This is a genomic window from Pleomorphomonas sp. T1.2MG-36, from assembly GCF_950100655.1.
Lineage (GTDB): Bacteria > Pseudomonadota > Alphaproteobacteria > Rhizobiales > Pleomorphomonadaceae > Pleomorphomonas.
The window spans coordinates 244,449-264,822 of the sequence record NZ_CATNLY010000051.1 but is presented as its reverse complement, the minus strand read 5'-3'; the positions used below and the strand labels follow the sequence as shown (position 1 = coordinate 264,822).

Here is a 20,374-nt window from a genome sequence, read left to right as displayed (position 1 = left end):
AAACCAATTACCTCCGAGGTAATGGATTTGTGGCGGCGCTTGCCGTCAAATGCGGCGAAGAGTTCGGAGACATCCATGCAGTTCGGCGAGCAGTTGAGGGAGTGGCGCAGCCACAGGCGCATGAGCCAGCTCGATCTGGCGACGGAAGCCGGCATTTCGGCGCGCCACCTGTCCTTCCTCGAAACCGGCCGCTCGCGGCCGACCGAGGGCATGATCCTCCGGCTGTCCAGCGTGCTCGACATACCCGCCCGCGACCAGGGCATGATGTTTTCGGCTGCCGGCTTCCGACCGCACTTCGGCACCCGGCCGGCCCAGGCGCTCGACGGCCTGCCGCCGGCCATAGCGGAGGCGATCGGCCTGATCCTCGGCCGCCACGATCCCTACCCCGGCGTGGTCTTCGATCACGAGTACAACATTCTCGCCGCCAACCGCCCCTTCGCGGCGCTGGCCGGCGCCGCCGGCATCGAGGCCAAACCGGGCATCAACTTCCTCGACGCCTACCTCGGGCCGTCGCCGCTGCGGGACCTCATCGCCAACTGGCCCGAGACGGCGGCCGATCTCGTGCACCGCATCCGGGGCGAGGCGTGGCTGCAAGGCCCGCGCTCGCCTTTGTCGCGCCGCATCGAACGACTGGCCGCCCTGCCGGACGTCCGGGCGGCGCTCGACGAGCATCCCCAGAGCGCCCGTCTTCCCATCCTGCCGATTTCCATGCGCGTCGGCGGCCGGATGCTGAACTTCATCACCACGCTCACCACCTTCGGTTCGGTGCAGGATGCGCTGGCCGAGGGCGTGCTGATCGAGTCCTTCTTCCCGGCCGACGATGAGACCAGGGCGCATTTCGAGGGCGCGTGAGCATCGGAGATAACCGCCGGCCGGCGCCGATCAACCGGCCGAGCCGTCGCCTCGCCAGGACTCGCTTCGGATGAAGTCGACCAAACGGTCGGCCGACATGGGATGGGCCAGCCCGAAGCCTTGCAGGAAGTCGCACTTCAGCTTGTGCAGCCAGTAGGCGTGATCCATGGTTTCGACGCCTTCGCCGATCACCGTCACGCCCAGCGAATGGCCCATCTCGATGATGGCGCCGATCAGCGACCGTCGCTCGGCGGACGTCGGAATGGTGCTGACCAGCTGGCGGTCGATCTTGATGACGTCCGGCCTCAGATGCAGCAGGCTGGTGATCGACGCGTGGCCGCTGCCGAAATCGTCGATCTCGATGCCGATGCCGGCTTTGCGGATATGCGCGAGGTTGGCGGCGACCTGATCTTCCAGTTCGTCGAGAAAGATCGATTCGAGCAGTTCGAAGGACAGCGGGCATCGCGAGACGGGCAGGTTGCTCAGCATGTCCAGAAGGTGGGGATCGCGCAACCGGCCGGCCGAGATGTTGACCGAGCACTTGGGAATGTCGATGCCGGCCAGCTTGAGCCGCTGGCAATCGGCGAGCGTCTTCCTGAGCATGACGCCGTCGATCTCGCTCAGGATGCCGAGTTCGTCGGCGATCGCGATGAAATGGTCCGGCGACAGGAGCCCGCGCTCGGGATGCTGCCAGCGCGCCAGGGCCTCGATGCCGATGATGTCGAGCGAGCCGGCCCTGAACTGCAGCTGGTAGTGGGGCTCGAACTCGTCGCATTCGAAGCCGCGCAGGATGTCGTCGGACACCTGCTTGGTCATGATCATGCGGGCGTGCGACTCGCGCCGGAAGTAGGCCCAGCGGTTCTTGCCACCGCTCTTGGCGCTGTAGAGGCCGATGTCGGCGTTGAGCAGCAGCTGCTGCGGGTCGATGTCCTTGCCGACGCCGACGGCGATGCCGATGCTGGCGCCGAAGCGGCACTCGTATTCATGCACGGACACCGGCCGCCGCAAGGCCTCGACAAGGCGCGTCGCCAGGACTTCGAGCGAGACGTGATCGCCATCGTAGGGGCGGACCATCACGAACTCGTCGCCGCCGATGCGGAAGACCTGGCCGTCCTCGCCCGCCTCGGCCTGCAACAGCCGGCCGACATGCTGGAGCACGGCATCGCCGACGCTGTGGCCGAAGGTGTCGTTGATCTGCTTGAAGCGGTCGAGGTCGATGTGCAGGATCGCCAGACCGTGCTCGCGGTCGAAGCCCTGGGCGATGAGGACCGCCATCCGCTGATCGAGAAAGCGGCGGTTCGGCAGCTCGGTGAGCGGGTCGAGCATGGCGATGCGCTCGATTTCCGCCTTGGCGACCTCCAGCTCGCGGTTGCGCGCCTCGGCCAGCGTCTTGGCCCGTTCGAGGTCGTGGCGCAGCAGGATGTCGTCGGTCTCGTCCCAGTTGACGCCGATCATCCGCTTGCTGCCGTCGACCTCGATGAAGGGCAGCGTGCGCGTCCGGATGTGGCGAATGCTGCCGTCGGGCCGGATGATGCGGAACTGGTTGTCGTAGGGCTTGAGCCTGGCGATGTGGTCGTTGATGGCCTGGATCACCCGATCGCGGTCCTCGGGATGCAACATGCTCTCCCAAAGACCGCCGAACTTGATCTCTTCGTCGGCGCCGACGCCATAGATCGCCCGCGTCGGGGCGTCCCAGTTGGTGTAGCCGGTGCTGAAATCGGCATCGAACACGCCGATGCGCGACGCTTCCATGGCCAGTTGCAGGCGGCTGGTCGCCAGCGACAGCCGCTCCTCGGCCAGCTTGTGCTCGGTGATGTCGATATCGCTGCCGATGATGCGGGAGGCCTTGCCGTCGACCCGTTGCGCGCAGGAGCCGCGACACTCGATCCAGATCCAGCGGCCGTCGGCGTGCTTGTAGCGATACTCGTAGCGGCACTCCGTGAAATCGGGCCGGCGCTGGCGGTTGAACTCTTCGATCACGTGCTCGCGGTCGCTCGGATGAATGAGTTCGAGGATCTCGGAATGATCGGTCGGGGCCGCATCGCCCCGCCTCAGGCCCCGGATCTGGTACCACATGTCGGAAAAGGTGGTAACGCCCTGGATGAGATCGACATCCCAGATGCCGATCTTGGCCGCGGTCATCGCTTCGTCCCAGCTTCGGGCGAGATCGGCCAGATCCTGGGCGCGCGTCGTCAGGTCGTCGATATCGCACAGCTGGGCGGCGATCAGCGGCCGACCGGTCGGCGCGCCCGGCCGGCTGAGGCCACGGAGAGCGACGCGGAACCAACGGGAGCGGCACCCGGGCAGGCACAGGCAGATATCGAGCTGCCGCCGGACCAGGGGAGAAACGCGAAGAGCGGCGAAGGTGACGGACAGCGCGGCGCGGCCCTCGGCGGGCACCAGACCGTCCAGCCGACAGCCGATCACCGTTGCCGCGTCAACCTCAAGGGTTTGGGCGAAGATGTCATTGACGTCGAGCACCAGACCGGTCTCATCCAGGCAGATCGCAGGAAATGCCGGCGAGTAAAACCATCCTTCGGAGTCGGCTAACAACTCGTCATTCAGGCAGGAACGTTCATCTGCGGCAGACTTCACCAGCGGCCTCGACCTTCGCCTTTAGGTGGGTCAACAGTGTCCCCATTACATGAAGATAGCGTAAACTGTTGGATCTACAAAAAGAACTCAACCGTGCGTAGACTTTCCGAAACGATACCATGTGCTCAGCCTGCACGGCCTAATATGCAGCAAAACGAATACGAGACGACGTCTATCGCAGGTGGCGCCTCGCGCCGCCATGCACCACGGTAGAGAGCCCCGAACGTCGGGTTTCTGCCGGAAACGGCGGGGTTTCGGCCCCTTGTCCTGCCTGCCGCCCCGCTGAGGCGCCCTAACCGCCATCGTCCTCGCGCGTCAGGTTCAGCACCATCCAGCGCACCACCTCCCGCGTCACCGTGTCGGGCTGGGCGGTGTTGTGGATGGTGGCGCCCTCGATGATGGTGTCGAGCGCATCGGCGGTGCGGCGGCTGAAATGCTTTTCCAGCGCCCGCCGGCTGCGCGCCATCCAGTCGATGAACACCGCCCGGATCGCCTCGTTGCGCATCGAGTAAGCGTAGAGCTCGTAGCTCAGCCGCATGGTTCGCTCGGTGGCCCAGACGTCGCCGCAGATCAGCTCGACCACCGCCTCCCGCGCCTCGTCCCTGGTCTTGGCGGCGTCGAGCAACTCCACGAACTTGGCCGAGACGGTCTCGGCCAGCAGACCGAAGGCGGCGACGAATACCTCGTCCAGCCCATTGAAATGATAGGACATCGAGCCGAGCGGCACGTTGGCGGCCTCGGCGATCCGACGATGGGTGGCCCCGGCCACGCCGTGAACTTCGATCACGTCGAGCGCGGCCTCGATGATCCGGTTGCGGCGGTCCGGATCATATCTCCGCCGTGACGGTTGTTTCATGCGCCGTTCCCAGCTCGATGTTTACAGTCCCGAAAGCGATATGTAAGGATGTACACATCGTCTCCCCCCGGCGGGGGTCCTCACATCCCAGGACACTAAGATGGCTTCCCAAGTTGGGCAACGCCGACTGGCTCTCTTCGTCTTTTTCTTCCTGACCGGTCTGGCGCTGTCATCGTGGGTCACCCGAACCCCGGCCATCCGCGACGGCCTCGGCGCCTCGATCGCCGAAATGGGCCTGATCATCTTCGGCCTGTCGCTGGGCTCCATGGTCGGCATTCTCCTGGCCGGCGGCGCCGTCAGCCGCTTCGGCACCAAGACCATGGGGTTGATCGGCATGATGCTGATCTCCTCGTCCCTGTTCTTCGTCGCCATCGGCGTCGTGTCCTCGCTGGCCGCCATCGTCTCCTCCGGCCTGTTCCTGTTCGGTATCGGCGCCGGCCTGTCGGAAATCGCCATCAACATGGAGGGCGCCGACGTCGAAGCGGTCATGCGGCAACCGGTTCTCCACGCCCTGCACGGCTGCTTCAGCCTCGGCACCGTCGTCGGCGCCTCCATCGGCATCGTCCTGACGGCGATCGACTTTCCCGTCGCCTGGCACATGGCGCTGGTGTCGCTGATCTGCTTCCCGCTGGTGTTCTACTTCATCACCAAGCTGTCGCCCGACCTCGGCCGCCATGCCCCGTCGGCCGGCGCGCCGGGCGCGGGAAAGACGGCCGGCGCCGCGCTCTACCGCGACAAGACGGTGCTGTTCATCGGCCTGATCGTGCTCGGCATGGCTTTCGCCGAGGGCGCCGCCAACGACTGGCTGCCGCTCTTGATGGTCGACGAGCACGGCCTCGATCCGGCCCAGGGCACGCTGGTCTACCTCGGCTTCGCGCTGGCCATGACGGCCGGCCGGTTCGGCGGCGGCGTGCCCTTGCGCAAATGGGGCCGCAAGGCGGTGATGCGCGGCAGCGCCATTGCCGGCGCCATCGGCCTCGCCTTGGTGATCTTCGTCGACAACCCGTGGGTGGCCGGCCTTGCCGTGATTCTCTGGGGCATCGGCGCCTCGCTCGGCTTCCCCGTCGCCCTGTCGGCGGCCGGCGATTCCGGCGAAAACGCCGACGCCCGCGTCAAGATCGTCGCCATCGTCGGCTACGTGGCCTTCCTCGTCGGCCCGCCGATGCTGGGCTTCCTGGGCGACACCCTCGGCCTCCGCAGCGCCATGCTGGTGGTGCTCGCCTTCGTTCTCCTCGCCGCCGTGCTGTCGTCGGCGCTGGACGGCCAGAAGCGCCCAGCCGTCGCCGCCACCCCCTAAGCGCCGCGCGACAAACGAAAACGGCGGGCCTTTCGACCCGCCGTCCCGATCTTGTCTGCCGGCTTTCTCAGTTGTCGAGGAAGCTGCGGAGCTTGCGGCTGCGGCTCGGGTGCTTGAGCTTGCGGAGCGCCTTCGCCTCGATCTGGCGGATACGTTCGCGCGTCACCGAGAACTGCTGGCCGACTTCTTCCAGCGTGTGGTCGGTGTTCATGCCGATGCCGAAGCGCATGCGCAGGACGCGCTCCTCGCGCGGCGTCAGCGAGGCGAGCACCCGCGTCGTCGTCTCGCGCAGGTTCGACTGGATGGCCGCGTCGATCGGCAGGATGGCGTTCTTGTCCTCGATGAAGTCGCCGAGGTGGCTGTCTTCCTCGTCGCCGATCGGCGTTTCGAGGGAGATCGGCTCCTTGGCGATCTTCAGGACCTTGCGCACCTTTTCGAGCGGCATCGCCAGCTTCTCAGCCAGCTCTTCCGGCGTCGGCTCGCGGCCGATCTCGTGCAGCATCTGGCGCGACGTGCGGACGATCTTGTTGATCGTCTCGATCATGTGCACCGGAATGCGGATGGTGCGGGCCTGATCGGCGATCGAACGGGTGATCGCCTGCCGGATCCACCATGTGGCGTAGGTCGAGAACTTGTAACCACGGCGGTACTCGAACTTGTCGACCGCCTTCATCAGGCCGATGTTGCCTTCCTGGATCAGGTCGAGGAACTGCAGGCCGCGGTTGGTGTACTTCTTGGCGATGGAGATGACGAGGCGCAGGTTGGCCTCCACCATCTCCTTCTTGGCGATGCGCGCTTCCTTCTCGCCCTTCTGGACGAGATGGACGATGCGGCGGAACTCGCCGGGCTCAAGGCCGGTTTCCGACGACAGCGTCTGGATGGTCTGGCGCAGCTCGCGGATGTCTTCCTTCTCGCGCGCCACGAATTCCTTCCAGCCCTTGGAGGCCAGGGACGCGACGCGGCGGATCCAGTTGGGGTCGAGCTCGGAGGCCTGGTACTGGCGCAGGAAGTCCTCGCGGCCGACGCCATAGCTCTCGGCGAGGCGGAGGAGCTTGCCTTCGTAGCCCATCAGCTTCTTGTTGATGTCGTAGAGCTGCTCGACCAGCGCCTCGATGCGGGCGGCGTTGAGGGAGAGCGACTTGACGTCTTCCTGGATCTCTTCCTCGAGCTTCTTGTAGCGGCGCTCCTGCGACGGGCTGAGCGTGGTGTTCTTCAGCCGGTTCTCGACGTGCTGCTCCTGCAGCCGGCGCAGCTTCTTGAAGTTCTCGGCGATGCGGTCGAAGGTTTCGAGAACCTTCGGCTTCAGCTCGGCTTCCATGGCCGACAGCGACACGTTGTTCTCGAGATCGTCTTCATCGGACATCTCGCCTTCGGGCAGTTCGCCCTCGGGGCGCTCCTCGCCGTCCTCGCCACGCGGGCGGGCGGGCTGCTCGGAGGGCTCGGCGCCCTCTTCCGCACCTTCCTCGGCGGCTTCGAACGGCAGCGCGCCGGCCTTGCCGTCCGGGCCGGCATAGGTCGCCTCGAGGTCGATGATGTCGCGCAGGAGGATCTTGCCCTCGTTGAGCTCGTCACGCCAGAAGATGATGGCCTGGAAGGTCAAGGGGCTCTCGCAGAGACCGGCGATCATCGCCTCGCGGCCGGCCTCGATGCGCTTGGCGATGGCGATCTCGCCCTCGCGCGATAGCAGTTCCACCGAGCCCATTTCGCGCAGGTACATGCGCACGGGATCGTCGGTGCGGTCGGTCGGCTCGCGCGTCGTGGTGGTCTTGGCGACGGCGGTGCCGGTGGACTCGGCGACCTCGCCCTCTTCCTCGGAGGCACTGTCGTCGACGGCGGGGGCCTCCTCGGCCTCCTCGGAGTCGACGACGTTGATGCCCATGTCCGAGAGCATGGCGTAGATGTCTTCGATCTGGTCGGACGAGTTCTGGTCCGACGGCAGCACTTCGTTCAGTTCGTCATAGGTCACATAGCCGCGCTTCTTGGCGAGCTTGATCATCCGCTTGACGGCGGCATCGCTGAGGTCGAGAAGAGGACCGTCCGGACCTTCGTTGCCGGTATCCTGGACTTCGTCGTTTTCGGTGGCCTTGGTTGCCATAGTCATCTCCGCCGTCCGCCGGGCCGTTACGCCTCGCGTCACTATCCGCTCAACTCGCCACGGGGCCAAAAGGTCCCGTCAAGAGGCTCGCGCTACCAATACGGGCGAGGCCTTAAGCGCAACTTAACCCTGACGCTCTTGAAAACGCATGGCATCGCTGCGGCCATAGCCAAACAGGCGGGCCGTTGCCGACCCGCCGAAAATCCCCGGAAAGGTGTATTTAGCGGCGCAAACGGATTCCGCAAGGGTGATTCGAAAGAGAATCTTTGATTCGGCGATGATTCGTAGAATCAAAGGGTGATTCGGTGGCGGGGCGCAGGGATTGGCGCGCCCTTGCCGAAGCCCGATATACACCCCGTGCCTCTTTCTGCCTGATCCGCCTTTCTTGCGTCGCTATCTTTGCGCGCTGCATCCATGGGCGCGCTATATCAGCGTTGCACCCCTTCCGGCCTGAGGTCCTCGCCTTCGCAAGGATGACAACTTGATAGAAAGGGGAAACAGCTGGAGTGTGCGCCATACAGCTTGATGCCGCATGAGCGGCACGCGTCGCAAATGACAGCGCGATGAAAGAGCTCCCACCTAACCGATTGTCATCCCTATATATAATGCTGTCATCCTTGCGAAGGCGAGGACCTCGGGCAGGATAGAGCGATCGGCCCATATAGGTCGCCATAGTCAAAGGGCGCATCGCCCGAAATTCGCTGGGGTGCGGCAGATGGCGACGAGTTCGAGAACCGGAGCGGAGCGAACTTAAGGTTCGTGAGCACCGGAAGCGCAGAGCTCTAAGCCAAGGGCATCCGCCCGAAAAGTTGCAGACTTTTCGGGCCAAGCGGATGCCCAGGGATGCCCGCCCCAGTAGAATTTCGGTCACTTCCACAGGGCGGATTGCGATGAGCCGCCGCCGGTGGTCGCGTCGCGGATGGCCTTGGCTTCCTCGGCCAGTTCCTGTTCGCGGCGGAACAGCTCCTCGCGGCGGCGGTTGAGGTCGCGCGTCAGCTCGTAGATGTAGGCGGCGAAGCTCTCGTCGGTGTCGGCCGTCACCGTCTTCATGTCGCGTTCGATGTCGGCGGAGAGCGCCCGGAGACACAGCCGCTCGATGAGAAGGTCGAGGCAGGTCTCGACGAAGCTCTCCGGCGGGTGGAAGCGCAGGATCGGCAGCCGTTCGCGCAGCTTGTGGCCACGGCCGATGCTGACACCGTCCTCGCGTTTCATCTCGTCGCCGTGCACCTCGTTGAGCACGAAATAGAAGCGGGCATCGAGGCCTTCGTAGAAATCGCTGACGGAGTCGGCGTCGAAATCGACGGCGATGCGGTAGAGCGCCCGCTTGAAATCCTCCAGCGCCGCCACGTGGAAGTCCAGCCGGGCGAGCCGCTCCATGTTGGCCTCGTAGAGGTCGGGATATTCGACGGCGAGGCCGAGCAGCACCCGCTCGATGTTGGCAAGATCCGGCTCGTTCGGCTGCTTGAGTTCGGCCTCGACGGCAAGACCTTGCTTCTCGCGCCGTTCGCCCCCGCGAAACTCGCCCCTGCCCTCGCCGCGCCCTTCGCCCCTGTACTCTCCGCGCCCCTCGCCACGCCCCTTCCGGTCGTGGCTCCAGAACAGCTCGGACATGTTGACGCGCAGGGCGAGGCGGTAACGCCGCGCCACCCGGTCGTCCTTGATCTGGCGGACCAGCTCGTCGATGCGCGCCTCCAGCGCCGCCTTGCGCTCGGGCGTGTCGACGCGGGCGTCGGCCGCCTCGCGGTCCCACAGCACTTCCGAAAGCGGCCGGGCCTTGGCCACCTCGGCGAGGAAGGCGTCAGCGCCGCCGGCCCGCACGATGTCGTCGGGGTCCTGGCCGCCCGGCAGGAAGCAGAAGTTGAACGAGTAGCCGCTGCGGAGCGCCGGCAGGATGCGATCGATCGCCCGATGGGCAGCGGAGACGCCGGCCTTGTCGCCATCGAAGCAGATCACCGGCTCGGCGGCGAAGCGCCAGAGACGGGCGATATGATCCTCGGTGAAGGCGGTGCCCAGGGCGGCGGTGACGTTGCGGATGCCGGCCTGATAGACCGAGATGGCGTCCATGTAGCCTTCGGTGACGATGATCGTGCCGGACTTGTGCGCCGCCTCGCGCGCCCGGTGGACGTTGAACAGCATCGTCCCCTTGTGGAACAGCGGCGTCTCCGGCGAATTGAGGTATTTCGGCTGCCCCTCCGGGTCGAGCGTGCGGCCGCCGAAGGCGACGACGCGGCCACGCTCGTCGTGGATGGGGATCATCAGCCGGCCACGGAAGCGGTCGTAGGAGGCGCGTCCGTCCTCGGGCTTGATCAACAGGCCGGCGGCGATGCCGGTCTCCTCCTTGACGTCGTTCTGGATCAGGTGGCGCTTCAAGGCGTCGCGCTCATCGGGCGCGTAGCCGAAGCGGAACTCGATGGAGGTCTTCTCCAGAATGCCGCGCCTCAGCATGTAGTCGCGCGCCGGCTTGCCCTCCGGCGAGCGCAGCTTCTGCTCGAAGAACTTGGCGGCGATCTCGCAGGCGCCGGCAAGGTCGACGCGCACCGCCTCGCGCTCGCGGTCGCGCGGGTCGGCCTTGGGCAGCGGCACGCCGGCCTCCTCGGCCAGCCGCTCGACGGCCTCCGGGAAGGTCAGCCCTTCCGTCTCGGTCAGGAACTTGAAGTGATCGCCCGTCGCCCCGCAGCCGAAGCAATGGTAGATGCCGCGCCGGTCGTCGCAGTGGAAGGACGACGTCTTCTCTTTATGAAACGGGCAGCAGGCCCAGAAATCGCCGCGCGCCGGCTGGCTCTTGCGCTTGTCATAGGTGACGCGCCGCCCCACCACCTGGCTGATCGGCAGCCGGGCCCGGATCTGGTCGAGAAGAGACGGTTCAAAGCGCATGGCCGCCATATACGCATTGGCATGGGCCCATTGCAAAGGCTCGGCACAGCCTGTCACCGCTCATCACAGGGCGACGGGCTGTGCCGGCACGGGCGTCAGCGATAGCGACGAACCGTCTCCAAGGCGCCGACCGCGTGCAGCGAGGCAAGGGCCTCGCGATAGGCGGCGACGAAGCGGGCGTCGTCGGCGAGATCGCCGAACAGCTCGCGGTTCTCGATGAACGCCGTGGGGTTGGCGCGATTGCCCGAGGCGGTCGCCATCAGCTTGTCTTTCAGCCGGTCCACCACCTCGATGGGCTGCCCCTGCTCGTCGATGCCCTCGGCATAGCGAGCCCAGCTCGCCACCACCGCCGCCGAGCGGGAAACATCGCCGCCCGATCTGAGCTGGGCATGCACCACCGGCAACAGGAACTTCGGAATGCGGTCGGAACTCTCGGCGCAGAGGCGGGCCAGCGTGTCGCGCACCTCCGGATTGGAGAAGCGCTCGATCAGCGTCCGGCGATAGGCATCGAGATCGACGCCGGGGACGGGCAACAGCGTCGGCGTCGCCTCCAGCGTCATGTAGTTGAGCAGGAACTCGGCGAACAGCGGATCGCCGGCCGCCTCGTGCGCATAGCGGTAGCCGGCCAGATAGCCGAGATAGGCGAGCGCTTGATGGCTGGCGTTGAGCAGGCGCAGCTTCATCAGCTCGTAGGGCACCACATCGGCCACCATCTGCGCGCCGACCTTTTCATAGGCGGGCCGGCCAAGCGGGAAATGGTCCTCGATCACCCATTGGGCGAACGGCTCGCACACCACGGGCCAGGCGTCGTCGATGCCGAAACGTCCGGCCACTTCGGCGATGTCGTCGCCGGTGGTGACCGGCGTGATGCGATCGACCATGGCGTTGGGGAAGGCGACGCGGCTCTCCATGAAGGCGCCGAGTTCGGCATCCCTAGCGTAGGCAAAGGCGCAGAACATCTTCCTCGCCACGTCGCCGTTGCTCTGGATGTTGTCGCAGCTCATCACCGTGAAGGGCGCGATGCCCCGCGCCCTGCGGCGGCGCACCGCCTCGGCGACCAGACCGAACACCGTCTTCGGCACGGCGCCGGCGGCAAGATCGTGCGCCACGTCGGCATTGCCGAGATCGAATTCGCCGGTCACCTGATGGAAGTTGTAGCCGCCCTCGGTGATCGTCAGCGACACGATGCGGGTCGACGGCGCCGCCATCATCTCGAGAACGGCCTCGGGGTCGTCGGGCGCATAGAGAAAGTCGACGATGGAGCCGATGACGGCCGCTTCATAGTGGCCGCTCGCCGGCTTCACCATCAGCGTGTAGAGGCCATCCTGCGACGTGAGGGCGTCGCGCATGCGCCGGTCGGACGGCATGACGCCGACGCCGCAGATGCCCCAGTCGAGCGCCTCGCCGTCGTTCATCAGCCGATCGAGATACATGGCCTGATGGGCGCGGTGAAAGCCGCCGACGCCGAAGTGGACGATGCCGACCGTCACCTTGCTTCGGTCATAGGCGGGGCGGGCGACGTCGGCCGGCAGGGCGGCCAAATTGGCATTCGAGAGCTTGATCATGTCCAACCTATCCAGAACGGCGCCACGCGAGCGCCACGGCAGCCCCGGACGACGGGCGTCGGCTGCCGAGGGCGCGGCATCCCCTTTGCGGATAGCCTTCGCACGGGAGGGCCGCCGGCGCGACGCCGCACGCGTTGAAAAGGCATGGGATCAACACATTGTTCCACCGCCGGGCGCCTCACGCCCGCCCATTCCGCTCACGGCATCTTGCGAAGACGACGGCATCCTGAACAGATAATACCACTATCGGCGCGCGACGAATCCGAGGGGTTTGCGCGCAAGCATCGTTCGGGAGCCCCGATGTACACTGCATTCTACGAAGCCCATCGCGGATTTGCCATGCTCGGCTGCCTTGCCACCGTCGTCTGGGCGCTTCTCGCCCTCATTCCGACGCTGCGCGGGCAGGCCGCGCCACGCCTGTGGCGTCCCACCTACATCGCCGCCATGGCCACCACGGGCCTCTCCGGCGTCACCGGCCTCGTCGTCCTCTGGATGGGCAACTGGCTGACCTTCGTCTTCCCCTGGCTCGGCCTTGTCGCCGTGGCGCTGCACGGCGTCGCCGGCGTGCGCGGCCGCAAGGCGCTGGCCGCCGGCGCCAGCGGCAGGCTCGCCACCGCGCTGATCATCCAGATCGTCACGCTGATCGCCATCTATGGCCTGATGACCGTCAAACCCTTCTGAACCGCCAAGGATAGTGCAAATGACCACGACCCTGTTCGATACGCCGCTTGCCACGCTCGACGGCGTGCCCACCACGCTGAAGCCCTGGCTCGGCAAGGTGCTGCTTGTCGTCAACACCGCCTCCAAGTGCGGCCTGACGCCCCAGTACGAAGTGCTCGTCAACCTCTACCAGCGCTTCAAGGATCGCGGCTTCGAGGTGCTGGGCTTCCCGGCCAACGACTTCGCCGGGCAGGAGCCGGGCAGCAACGAGGAAATCGCCACCTTCTGCTCGACCACCTTCGGCGTCGACTTCCCGATGTTCGCCAAGATCGCCGTCACCGGCCCGGACAAGCACCCGCTCTACAAGACGCTGATCGCCGAGAAGCCCGAGGCGCGCACGCTGCCGGGCACCGACTTCCGCGCCGCGCTGCGCGGCCACGGCATCACGCCCACCGAGGCGCCGGAAGTGCTGTGGAACTTCGAGAAGTTCCTGATCGGCCGCGACGGCAAAGTCATCGACCGCTTCTCGCCCGACACCGCCCCCGACGCCGACATCATCGTCGCGGCGATCGAAAAGGCGCTCTGACATCGACCCCGGCGTTCCGCCTCGGCTCAGCGCCGGGGCGGGTCGCCAACCGCGAGAAAGCGCCGACCGGCACGTCCTCGATCGCGTTTCAGGTCTCCATGGCGGTGGATGCACGGCAAGGAACAGCCGCCCCACCTTGCCGGAGACGTCCATGCCGAACCCCATCCCCTACGCCGTCCTGCTCGCCGCCCTTGCCATGCCGGCCGCCCAAGCCGCCGACTCCATCGGCTTCCGGCAGACCGAACTGGCCGATGCCCACGGCGACCGTCCGCTCCACGTCAGCATCTGGTATCCGACCGGCGACACCGGCCCGGTCGCGGAGGTCGGCGCCAACCTCGCCTTCGTCGGCCTGCTCGCGATCACGGACGCCAAGCCGACCGGCGAAACGCACCCGCTCGTCGTCCTCTCCCACGGCTACGGCGGCAGCTGGCGGAACCTCAACTGGCTGGCCGGGGAACTGGTCCAGAACGGCTACGTCGTCGCCGCGCCCGATCATCCGGGAACCACCACCTTCGACCGGTCGCCGCGCCAGGCGGCCCGGCTCTGGCAGCGCCCGCGCGACCTTGGCCGCGTGATCGACGCGCTGACCGAAGCTCCCTCGCTGGCGGGCGCGATCGACGCCCGGCGCATCGCCGCCATCGGCCACTCCCTCGGCGGATGTACGGTGGCCGCCCTCGGCGGCGCGCGCTTTGACGCGGATCGCTTCGCAAGCGACTGCGTGAGCCAGCCGAACCCGCGAACCTGCGGCCTCGCCGCCGAGCTGGGGCTCGAACCGGGCGCGGAACCCATGCTGCAAGCGGACCTGCGCGATGCCCGGGTCGGCGCCATCGTGTCGCTTGACCTCGGGCTTGCCCGTGGCTTCACGCCCGACAGCCTTGCCGCCTATCCGGTGCCGGCGCTGGTCATCGGCGCGGGCGTCGATATCGGCGACCTGCCCGCCCGGCTCGAGTCCGGCTATCTCGCCGCCCACCTGCCGAAGGCGACCTCCACCTATGTCGAGATACCCGACGCCATGCATTTCAGCTTCATGCAGATCTGCAAGCCGGGGGCGGCCGACTTGATCGAGGCGGAGACACCGGGCGACGGCATCGTCTGCCGCGACGGCGGGGCGCGGAGCCGGCAGGCGCTTCACCGAGAGGTCGCCGACAGGGTCACCGCGTTTCTGGCGAAGGCGCTTCCACCGCGCTAGGCCCGTCGGCGGACGGCCGCGCGCCCGACCGGCGGTAGTCGCTCGGGGTCATGCCCGTTACGCGCAGGAACTCGCGATTGAAGTTCGACTTGGTCTGGAAACCGACGTCGAACAGGATGGCGGTCACCGGCAAGTCGGACGAGGCCAGCAGCCGCTTGGCCTCCTCGATGCGATACTCGTTGAGCACCTGCGACACGTTGCGGCCGAAGACGCGGTTGATCGCCGTAGAGATCTGGCGCGCCGGAATGCCGGCGCGGCGGGCCAGCCGATCGAGGCTGAGGTCGGGATCGCGGTAGAGGCGCTTCGTCCGCATCAGGGCGTCGACGGCGGCGACGATCTCGGCGTCATCGGACGTCCGGGTCTCCGGTTGCGGCGGGCCTGGAGCCGCGATCTCGGCGGCCCCGGCAGCCCCATCCGGAAGCGGCATCAGGACCTCCGGCGCCGCCACGCTCCTGCCGGCGATCACCACCGCGTAGGCGATCAGCGGCAGCGCCAACAGGTTGGTCAGGCCGACGATGGTCGCGGCGTGGGCGCCCTGATAGAGGCCGAAGTCGCCGGCCACCAGCACGTCGACCGCCCCGGACCCGACCAGCATCGCCCCGGCGACGAGGGTGGCCCTCTGCGCCCTCGGCGTGTCGGAGAGGCGCGCGGCCGGCAGCCCGTCGGCACCGGCCGATCCGATCCGCAGCAACGCAAAGCCATATCCGAAGAACACCGCCGCCAGCACCAGATCGATCGGCGGCTGCCACAGCGGCCAGCTTGCCGAGAGGGCGACGACGACGCCGACCGGAACGGCGTGCATCCAGCGCCGCCCGGCGCGTCCGCCCCCCGACAGCTCGGAGAAGCAAGCCCAGGCGATGGGCGGCAGCGTCGAGGCAACGATCGGCTGCAGGAAGCGCAAGACCCGCGCATCGAAGCTCCAGCGCAGCCCGACGATCACCGTCAGCGCGGCGCAGGCGCCGACGAACACCACGGCCGGACGCAGCGTCGGTTCGCGCTGGGCGACGAGCCGCGCCAGGAGCAGCACCAGCAGCAGCGAAACGACGAAGGGAAGAGGTATGGCCGGCATCACGGGCGCACTCGGTCCTGCGAACGGGGGCCGGCTTCAGGTCCGGCGTTGCAAGGGGTTCATAGCGCATCGCCCACGCGCTAGAAACATGGCCGCTCCCTTGGAAAGGCCAGGACGACGGGCCGTCCCTTCCCTGCTTGACACCCCGACACGATGCGCCCAGCGTAGTTTCCCTTAGAGGAGACCTGGGCATGCGCGTATCCGATTTTGCAAGGCGCGGTGCCGCGCCGGGTCTGCCGCTGCTTCTGGCGCTCGTCCTGGCCGGCTGCGGCGACCATTCCATCCTGCCGCCCGCGGCCGACATCGGCCCGGCGCCCCGGATCGTTCCGCCCGTCAACCGGACCATTCCCACCGTCAACATCGCGCCGGCCATCGGCTGGCCGGCCGGGGAGACGCCGATGCCGGCAGCCGGCCTCGCCGTCTCCGCCTTCGCCACCGGGCTCGATCACCCGCGCAACGTGCTGGTGCTGCCCAACGGCGACGTGCTGGTGGCCGAGACGGCCGCGCCGCCCAAGCCGGACGACAGCCCCGGCCTCGTCGGCTTCGTCATGCGGCGCGTCATGGCCCGCGCCGGTGCCGGCGGCCCCAGCGCCAACCGCATCACGCTTCTGCGCGACGCCGATGGCGACGGCGTCGCCGAGTATCGCAGCGCCTTCCTCGGCGGGCTGAACTCGCCCTATGGCATGGCTCTCGTCGGCGACACGCTCTACGTCGCCAACACCGACGCCATCATGCGCTATCCCTACAAACGCGGCGACACGGCCATTAGCAGCCCCGGCGCCCGGCTGACCGAGCTGCCCGGCGGCACCATCAACCACCACTGGACCAAGAACCTTGTCGCCAGCCCCGACGGCCGGTTCCTCTACGCCGGCATCGGCTCCAACAGCAACGTCGGCGAGAACGGCATGGACGTGGAGGCGGACCGGGCGCAGATCTGGCAGGTGGATGCGCGAACCGGCGCCCATCGCCCCTATGCCACCGGCCTCCGCAACCCCAACGGCCTCGCCTTCTCCGGCACCACGCTGTGGACCGCCGTCAACGAGCGCGACGAGATCGGCAGCGATCTCGTGCCCGACTACATGACCTCGGTGAAGGACGGCGGCTTCTACGGCTGGCCCTACAGCTACTTCGGAGAGCACGTCGACGTCCGCGTCAAGCCGCCCCGACCCGACCTCGTCGCCAGGGCCATCGTGCCCGACTACGCACTCGGCGCCCACACCGCCTCGCTCGGCCTTGCCATCACCGGCAACAGCGGCCTTCCCGCACCGTATAAGGCCGGCGCCTTCGTCGGCCAGCACGGCTCGTGGAACCGCAAGCCGCTCGCCGGCTACAAGGTGATCTTCGTGCCCTTCGCGGGCGGCAAGCCGGCAGGCCCACCGCGCGACGTTCTCACCGGCTTCGTCAATGCCGAGGGCGAGGCCAAGGGCCGGCCGGTTGGCGTGGCACCCGACGGGCGCGGCGGCCTGCTGGTCGCCGACGATGTCGGCAACGCCATCTGGCGCGTGACCGCCAAATGATCCGCATAATTTTCCCCTGGCACCGTGAAATCACTGGCGTTGCAGGAAGACAACGCCAGCACAAATTTCCTCATAAGTAACGGAAGGCCCGTTTACGCGTTGCCCCTCCCCAGGCTAGGACACATCGACGCCGCCCCGGCGCCGTTCCGAGTCGCCGTCCATGCCGCTTCCCGCCGATCTCACCCCCGCCACGCTGACGCTCTTGATCGTCACCACCTTCGTCGCCGGGCTGGCGCGCGGCTTTTCCGGCTTCGGCGCGGCGCTGATTTTCATGCCGGTGGCCAGCGCGCTGATCGGGCCGCGCCTTGCCGCGCCGGTCATTCTGATCATCGACGCCGTCACCACCCTCGGCCTGGTGCCCGACGCCTTCCGCCGTGCCGACCGGCGCGAGGTGGCGGTGATGTCGCTCGGGGCGCTGGTCGGCGTGCCCACCGGCGTCTACCTCCTCACCCACCTCGATCCGCTGACCATCCGCTGGGCGATCATCGGCATCTGCGCCGCGCTTCTGGCGCTGCTGCTGTCGGGCTGGCGCTACCACGGCCGGCCCAAGCCGCCGCTCACCGTCGGCGTCGGCGCGCTGTCGGGCCTGTTCTCGGGCGCGAGCCAGGTGGGCGGGCCGCCGGTGATCGCCTACTGGCTGGGCGGCGCCATTCCAGCCAACATCGTGCGCGCCAATATCGTGCTCTATTTCGAGGTGTCGACGGCGCTGACGCTGCTCAACTACCTCTGGGGCGGCCTGTTCGTGTCGGCGCTGGTGCCGCTCTGCCTGATGACGGCGCCGGCCTACGGCATCGGCCTCTGGGGCGGGTCGCGCCTGTTCGGCGTCGCCTCCGAGGCCACCTTCCGCCGCATCTGCCTCTGCCTGATCGCGCTCGCCGTGGTCATCGGCCTGCCGCTGCTCGACGGCATGCTGCGCTGACGCCTCTTGACATGAGACCATATGGTCTCATATTGTCAGGCCATGGATGAGCTGTTCAGGGCACTCTCCGACCCCACGCGCCGCGCCTTGCTCGACGCCCTCAACGTCGAGGACGGGCAAAGCCTGAGTTCACTCGAATCGAAGTTCTGCATGTCGCGGTTCGGGGTGGCCAAACACCTCAAGCTGCTTGAAGACGCCGGCCTCGTCGTCGTTCGCAAGGTGGGGCGCGAGAAGCTCCACTTCCTCAACGCTGCGCCCGTTCGCGAGATGTATGCGCGATGGATGCAGAAATACATCGCCGAGCAGGCGACCTTCGGCCTTCGGGACTACACCGAGGGCAAGATGATGAGCGTCGTCTACGAAAGCTACATCCGCGCGTCGCCTCAGGCCCTTTGGCAAGCCCTGACCGACCCGGAGATGAGAGAGAAATATCAGTTCGGCCTCAAGGTGGTTTCGGACTATCGCCCCGGCTCCGAATACACCGCGACCGGACAGGGGCGGCTCGTCGTCTCGGGCACGATCGTGGAGGCCGATCCGCCCTGGCGCCTCGTTACGACCTACTCCGCCCACTGGAGCGAGGAGGTCGAGAAATACGGCCCTTCTCGCGTCGTCATCGACATCGAGAAGATCGAAGACACGTGCCGTCTGGTGTTGACGCACGACGACCTTCCGCGCGGAGCCAGCCCACAGCTCTACGGCGGATGGCCGATGGTTCTCTCCGGCCTCAAGACCCTGCTTGAGACCGGCGACATCCTGACGACGCCCGGCTCGCTGAGATGGCTGGACGCCGACGATACCCCCTGACCGCTGCGAACCCTCAAACTCCCCGAACGCTTGCAACCCCATCTTTTTCAAGATTGGAGACGACCTTGCAGTATCTTCTCATCATCAGCCACGACGCCGACTTCCAGCCGACCGAAAGCCTCGTCGGCGACATCCTCGCCTGGATCGAGGACACCACGGCGCGGGGCAAGCGCATTTCCGGCAAGCCCTTGCAGCCGGCCGACACGGCGCAGACCGTCAGGATCCGCGACGGCAAGGTTGAGATCGTCGACGGCCCGTTCTCCGATGCGGCCGAGCAGATGTGTGCCTTCGAGCTGGTGGACTGCCGCGACCAGGACGAAGCGCTGGAGCTGGCGCGCCGGCACCCGATGGCCAAGGCGGCGACCATCGAGGTCCGGCCGGTCTGGATGGAGCGGGCGACGGCGTAACATACGGCCCATTCCCGCCGCCCCGATGGCTGGATGGCGCCGCATTTGACCGCTATCCGTTCGCCGGGGCAGCAAGGGAGAGCTACATGCGCGGAAAGAAAATCCTGGCTGGCGTCGTCCTCGTCGCCGGCGCCGTCTATCTCTTGAACGCCTCCTGGCTGGCCGAGCCGGCATCGCCCGGCACGCCGCGCATCCTCGCCCATCGCGGCGTCCACCAGACCTATTCGCGCGTCGGTCTCGACGCCGAGACCTGCACGGCGGCCCGCATCGACCCGCCCAGCCATCCGTTCATGGAGAACACCATCCCCTCAATGCGCGCCGCCTTCGCCGCCGGCGCCGATGTGGTGGAGCTCGACATCCACCTGACGCCCGACAAGGTGTTCGCCGTCCTGCACGACTGGACGATCGACTGCCGCACCGAGGGCCATGGCGTCACCGAGGAAACGCCGTGGACGACGCTCAAGACGCTGGACGTCGGCTATGGCTACACCGCCGACGGCGGCAAGACCTTTCCGCTGCGCGGCAAGGGCGTCGGCCTGATGCCCCGCCTCGAAGACGTCTACGCCGCCTTCCCGGAAGGCTCTTTCCTCGTCAACTTCAAGAGCCGGCGCGTCGAGGAGGGCGAGGCGCTGGCCGCCATGCTCAACGCCGACCCGACGGCGCGCGCCGCCACCTTCGGCGTCTATGGCGGCTCCGAGCCGACGCAGGCGGCGCTCAAGGGGGTGCCCGGCCTCAAGGGCTTCGACCGGACGATGATCAAGGGCTGCCTCCTGCCCTATGAGGCCTACGGCTGGACCGGCATCGTGCCGAGTGGCTGCCGCAACACCATCGTCGCCCTGCCGGTCGACTACGCACCCTACGCCTGGGGCTGGCCGCACCGCTTCCTGAAGCGCATGCGCGACGCCGGCAGCACGGTGATCCTGGTCGGCCCCTATGCCGGCGATTTCTCCACCGGCATCGACACAGAGGAGCTGGCCGCCAAGGTCCCCAAGGGCTTCGACGGCTACGTCTGGACCAACAAGGTCGAGACCATCGGGCCGCTCCTGAAGGGCGGCTGAGCGCTTCGACGCCGGGGACTGAGGATCGCGG

16 protein-coding genes are annotated in these 20,374 nt (G+C 67.1%); 10 read left to right on the top strand and 6 right to left on the bottom strand.

What is annotated here, in order from left to right; translation table 11 throughout:
* Positions 1–75: 75 nt before the first annotated feature.
* Positions 76–852 carry a helix-turn-helix domain-containing protein gene (locus QQZ18_RS20495; protein ID WP_284542840.1) on the top strand — a complete coding sequence of 259 codons (777 nt, stop codon included), beginning with the start codon at positions 76–78 and terminating at the stop codon, positions 850–852.
* Between the two features lie 30 nt (positions 853–882).
* Here QQZ18_RS20495 and QQZ18_RS20490 read toward each other — a convergent pair whose 3' ends face one another.
* Together QQZ18_RS20490 and QQZ18_RS20485 are read right to left on the bottom strand one after the other, a co-directional pair.
* Positions 883–3,333: a putative bifunctional diguanylate cyclase/phosphodiesterase gene (locus tag QQZ18_RS20490; RefSeq protein ID WP_284542839.1), complete on the bottom strand. Its 2,451-nt coding sequence runs from the start codon at positions 3,331–3,333 to the stop codon at positions 883–885.
* 406 nt (positions 3,334–3,739) lie between these two features.
* The gene (locus QQZ18_RS20485) at positions 3,740–4,303 is read right to left on the bottom strand and encodes a TetR/AcrR family transcriptional regulator (protein WP_284542838.1); all 564 of its coding nucleotides are present in this window, start codon (positions 4,301–4,303) and stop codon (positions 3,740–3,742) included.
* Positions 4,304–4,403: 100 nt separating this feature from the next.
* On the opposite strand from QQZ18_RS20485, the gene QQZ18_RS20480 reads away from it, so the two are divergent.
* Entirely contained in the window at positions 4,404–5,600 is a 1,197-nt protein-coding gene (locus QQZ18_RS20480) for an MFS transporter (RefSeq protein ID WP_284542837.1), read from the top strand.
* 67 nt (positions 5,601–5,667) lie between these two features.
* On the opposite strand, the gene rpoD is transcribed toward QQZ18_RS20480, so the two are convergent.
* The 3 genes from rpoD to QQZ18_RS20465 all read right to left on the bottom strand — a co-directional run bounded on the left by rpoD (position 5,668) and on the right by QQZ18_RS20465 (position 12,134).
* A complete protein-coding gene (gene rpoD, locus QQZ18_RS20475) occupies positions 5,668–7,695 on the bottom strand; it encodes an RNA polymerase sigma factor RpoD (RefSeq protein ID WP_284542836.1) in 2,028 nt (675 codons plus the stop codon).
* An 867-nt stretch (positions 7,696–8,562) separates the two neighbouring features.
* The gene (dnaG, locus tag QQZ18_RS20470; RefSeq protein WP_284542835.1) at positions 8,563–10,569 is read right to left on the bottom strand and encodes a DNA primase; all 2,007 of its coding nucleotides are present in this window, start codon (positions 10,567–10,569) and stop codon (positions 8,563–8,565) included.
* Positions 10,570–10,664: 95 nt separating this feature from the next.
* Complete coding sequence (locus QQZ18_RS20465; protein ID WP_284542834.1) at positions 10,665–12,134, bottom strand: mannitol dehydrogenase family protein; 1,470 nt, start codon at positions 12,132–12,134, stop codon at positions 10,665–10,667.
* Between the two features lie 300 nt (positions 12,135–12,434).
* Between QQZ18_RS20465 and QQZ18_RS20460 the strand changes: the two genes are divergently transcribed.
* The 3 genes from QQZ18_RS20460 (at position 12,435) to QQZ18_RS20450 (ending at position 14,569) form a co-directional block, all read left to right on the top strand.
* Positions 12,435–12,815, top strand: a complete 381-nt coding sequence (locus tag QQZ18_RS20460; protein WP_284542833.1) for a hypothetical protein — start codon at positions 12,435–12,437, stop codon at positions 12,813–12,815.
* Between the two features lie 19 nt (positions 12,816–12,834).
* Entirely contained in the window at positions 12,835–13,380 is a 546-nt protein-coding gene (locus tag QQZ18_RS20455; protein WP_284542832.1) for a glutathione peroxidase, read from the top strand.
* 151 nt (positions 13,381–13,531) lie between these two features.
* A complete protein-coding gene (locus QQZ18_RS20450) occupies positions 13,532–14,569 on the top strand; it encodes an alpha/beta hydrolase family protein (protein WP_284542831.1) in 1,038 nt (345 codons plus the stop codon).
* Here the strand turns inward: QQZ18_RS20450 and QQZ18_RS20445 are convergent.
* On the bottom strand, positions 14,532–15,638 hold the full coding sequence (locus QQZ18_RS20445; protein WP_284542830.1) for a helix-turn-helix domain-containing protein: 1,107 nt from the start codon (positions 15,636–15,638) through the stop codon (positions 14,532–14,534). The genes QQZ18_RS20450 and QQZ18_RS20445 overlap by 38 nt on opposite strands.
* Positions 15,639–15,829: 191 nt before the next feature.
* Between QQZ18_RS20445 and QQZ18_RS20440 the strand changes: the two genes are divergently transcribed.
* The 5 genes from QQZ18_RS20440 to QQZ18_RS20420 all read left to right on the top strand — a co-directional run bounded on the left by QQZ18_RS20440 (position 15,830) and on the right by QQZ18_RS20420 (position 20,343).
* Positions 15,830–17,155, top strand: a complete 1,326-nt coding sequence (locus QQZ18_RS20440; protein WP_284542829.1) for a PQQ-dependent sugar dehydrogenase — start codon at positions 15,830–15,832, stop codon at positions 17,153–17,155.
* A 160-nt stretch (positions 17,156–17,315) separates the two neighbouring features.
* Entirely contained in the window at positions 17,316–18,074 is a 759-nt protein-coding gene (locus tag QQZ18_RS20435) for a sulfite exporter TauE/SafE family protein (protein WP_284542828.1), read from the top strand.
* Between the two features lie 21 nt (positions 18,075–18,095).
* Positions 18,096–18,878, top strand: a complete 783-nt coding sequence (locus QQZ18_RS20430; protein ID WP_284542827.1) for an ArsR/SmtB family transcription factor — start codon at positions 18,096–18,098, stop codon at positions 18,876–18,878.
* A gap of 65 nt (positions 18,879–18,943) precedes the next feature.
* Positions 18,944–19,285 (top strand): YciI family protein, encoded by a 342-nt coding sequence (locus tag QQZ18_RS20425; RefSeq protein ID WP_284542826.1) that lies wholly within the window; start codon positions 18,944–18,946, stop codon positions 19,283–19,285.
* Between the two features lie 86 nt (positions 19,286–19,371).
* Positions 19,372–20,343 (top strand): glycerophosphodiester phosphodiesterase family protein, encoded by a 972-nt coding sequence (locus QQZ18_RS20420; protein ID WP_284542825.1) that lies wholly within the window; start codon positions 19,372–19,374, stop codon positions 20,341–20,343.
* Positions 20,344–20,374 lie beyond the last annotated feature (31 nt).

What these genes read in the sequence shown, in the direction of transcription:
- QQZ18_RS20495 (WP_284542840.1), top strand. Translation starts at nt 76, where the DNA reads ATGCAGTTCGGCGAGCAGTTGAGGGAGTGGCGCAGCCACAGGCGCATG.
- QQZ18_RS20485 (WP_284542838.1), bottom strand. Translation starts at nt 4,303, where the DNA reads ATGAAACAACCGTCACGGCGGAGATATGATCCGGACCGCCGCAACCGG.
- QQZ18_RS20480 (WP_284542837.1), top strand. Translation starts at nt 4,404, where the DNA reads ATGGCTTCCCAAGTTGGGCAACGCCGACTGGCTCTCTTCGTCTTTTTC.
- rpoD (WP_284542836.1), bottom strand. Translation starts at nt 7,695, where the DNA reads ATGGCAACCAAGGCCACCGAAAACGACGAAGTCCAGGATACCGGCAAC.
- dnaG (WP_284542835.1), bottom strand. Translation starts at nt 10,569, where the DNA reads ATGCGCTTTGAACCGTCTCTTCTCGACCAGATCCGGGCCCGGCTGCCG.
- QQZ18_RS20465 (WP_284542834.1), bottom strand. Translation starts at nt 12,134, where the DNA reads ATGATCAAGCTCTCGAATGCCAATTTGGCCGCCCTGCCGGCCGACGTC.
- QQZ18_RS20460 (WP_284542833.1), top strand. Translation starts at nt 12,435, where the DNA reads ATGTACACTGCATTCTACGAAGCCCATCGCGGATTTGCCATGCTCGGC.
- QQZ18_RS20455 (WP_284542832.1), top strand. Translation starts at nt 12,835, where the DNA reads ATGACCACGACCCTGTTCGATACGCCGCTTGCCACGCTCGACGGCGTG.
- QQZ18_RS20450 (WP_284542831.1), top strand. Translation starts at nt 13,532, where the DNA reads ATGCCGAACCCCATCCCCTACGCCGTCCTGCTCGCCGCCCTTGCCATG.
- QQZ18_RS20445 (WP_284542830.1), bottom strand. Translation starts at nt 15,638, where the DNA reads ATGCCGGCCATACCTCTTCCCTTCGTCGTTTCGCTGCTGCTGGTGCTG.
- QQZ18_RS20440 (WP_284542829.1), top strand. Translation starts at nt 15,830, where the DNA reads ATGCGCGTATCCGATTTTGCAAGGCGCGGTGCCGCGCCGGGTCTGCCG.
- QQZ18_RS20435 (WP_284542828.1), top strand. Translation starts at nt 17,316, where the DNA reads ATGCCGCTTCCCGCCGATCTCACCCCCGCCACGCTGACGCTCTTGATC.
- QQZ18_RS20430 (WP_284542827.1), top strand. Translation starts at nt 18,096, where the DNA reads ATGGTCTCATATTGTCAGGCCATGGATGAGCTGTTCAGGGCACTCTCC.
- QQZ18_RS20420 (WP_284542825.1), top strand. Translation starts at nt 19,372, where the DNA reads ATGCGCGGAAAGAAAATCCTGGCTGGCGTCGTCCTCGTCGCCGGCGCC.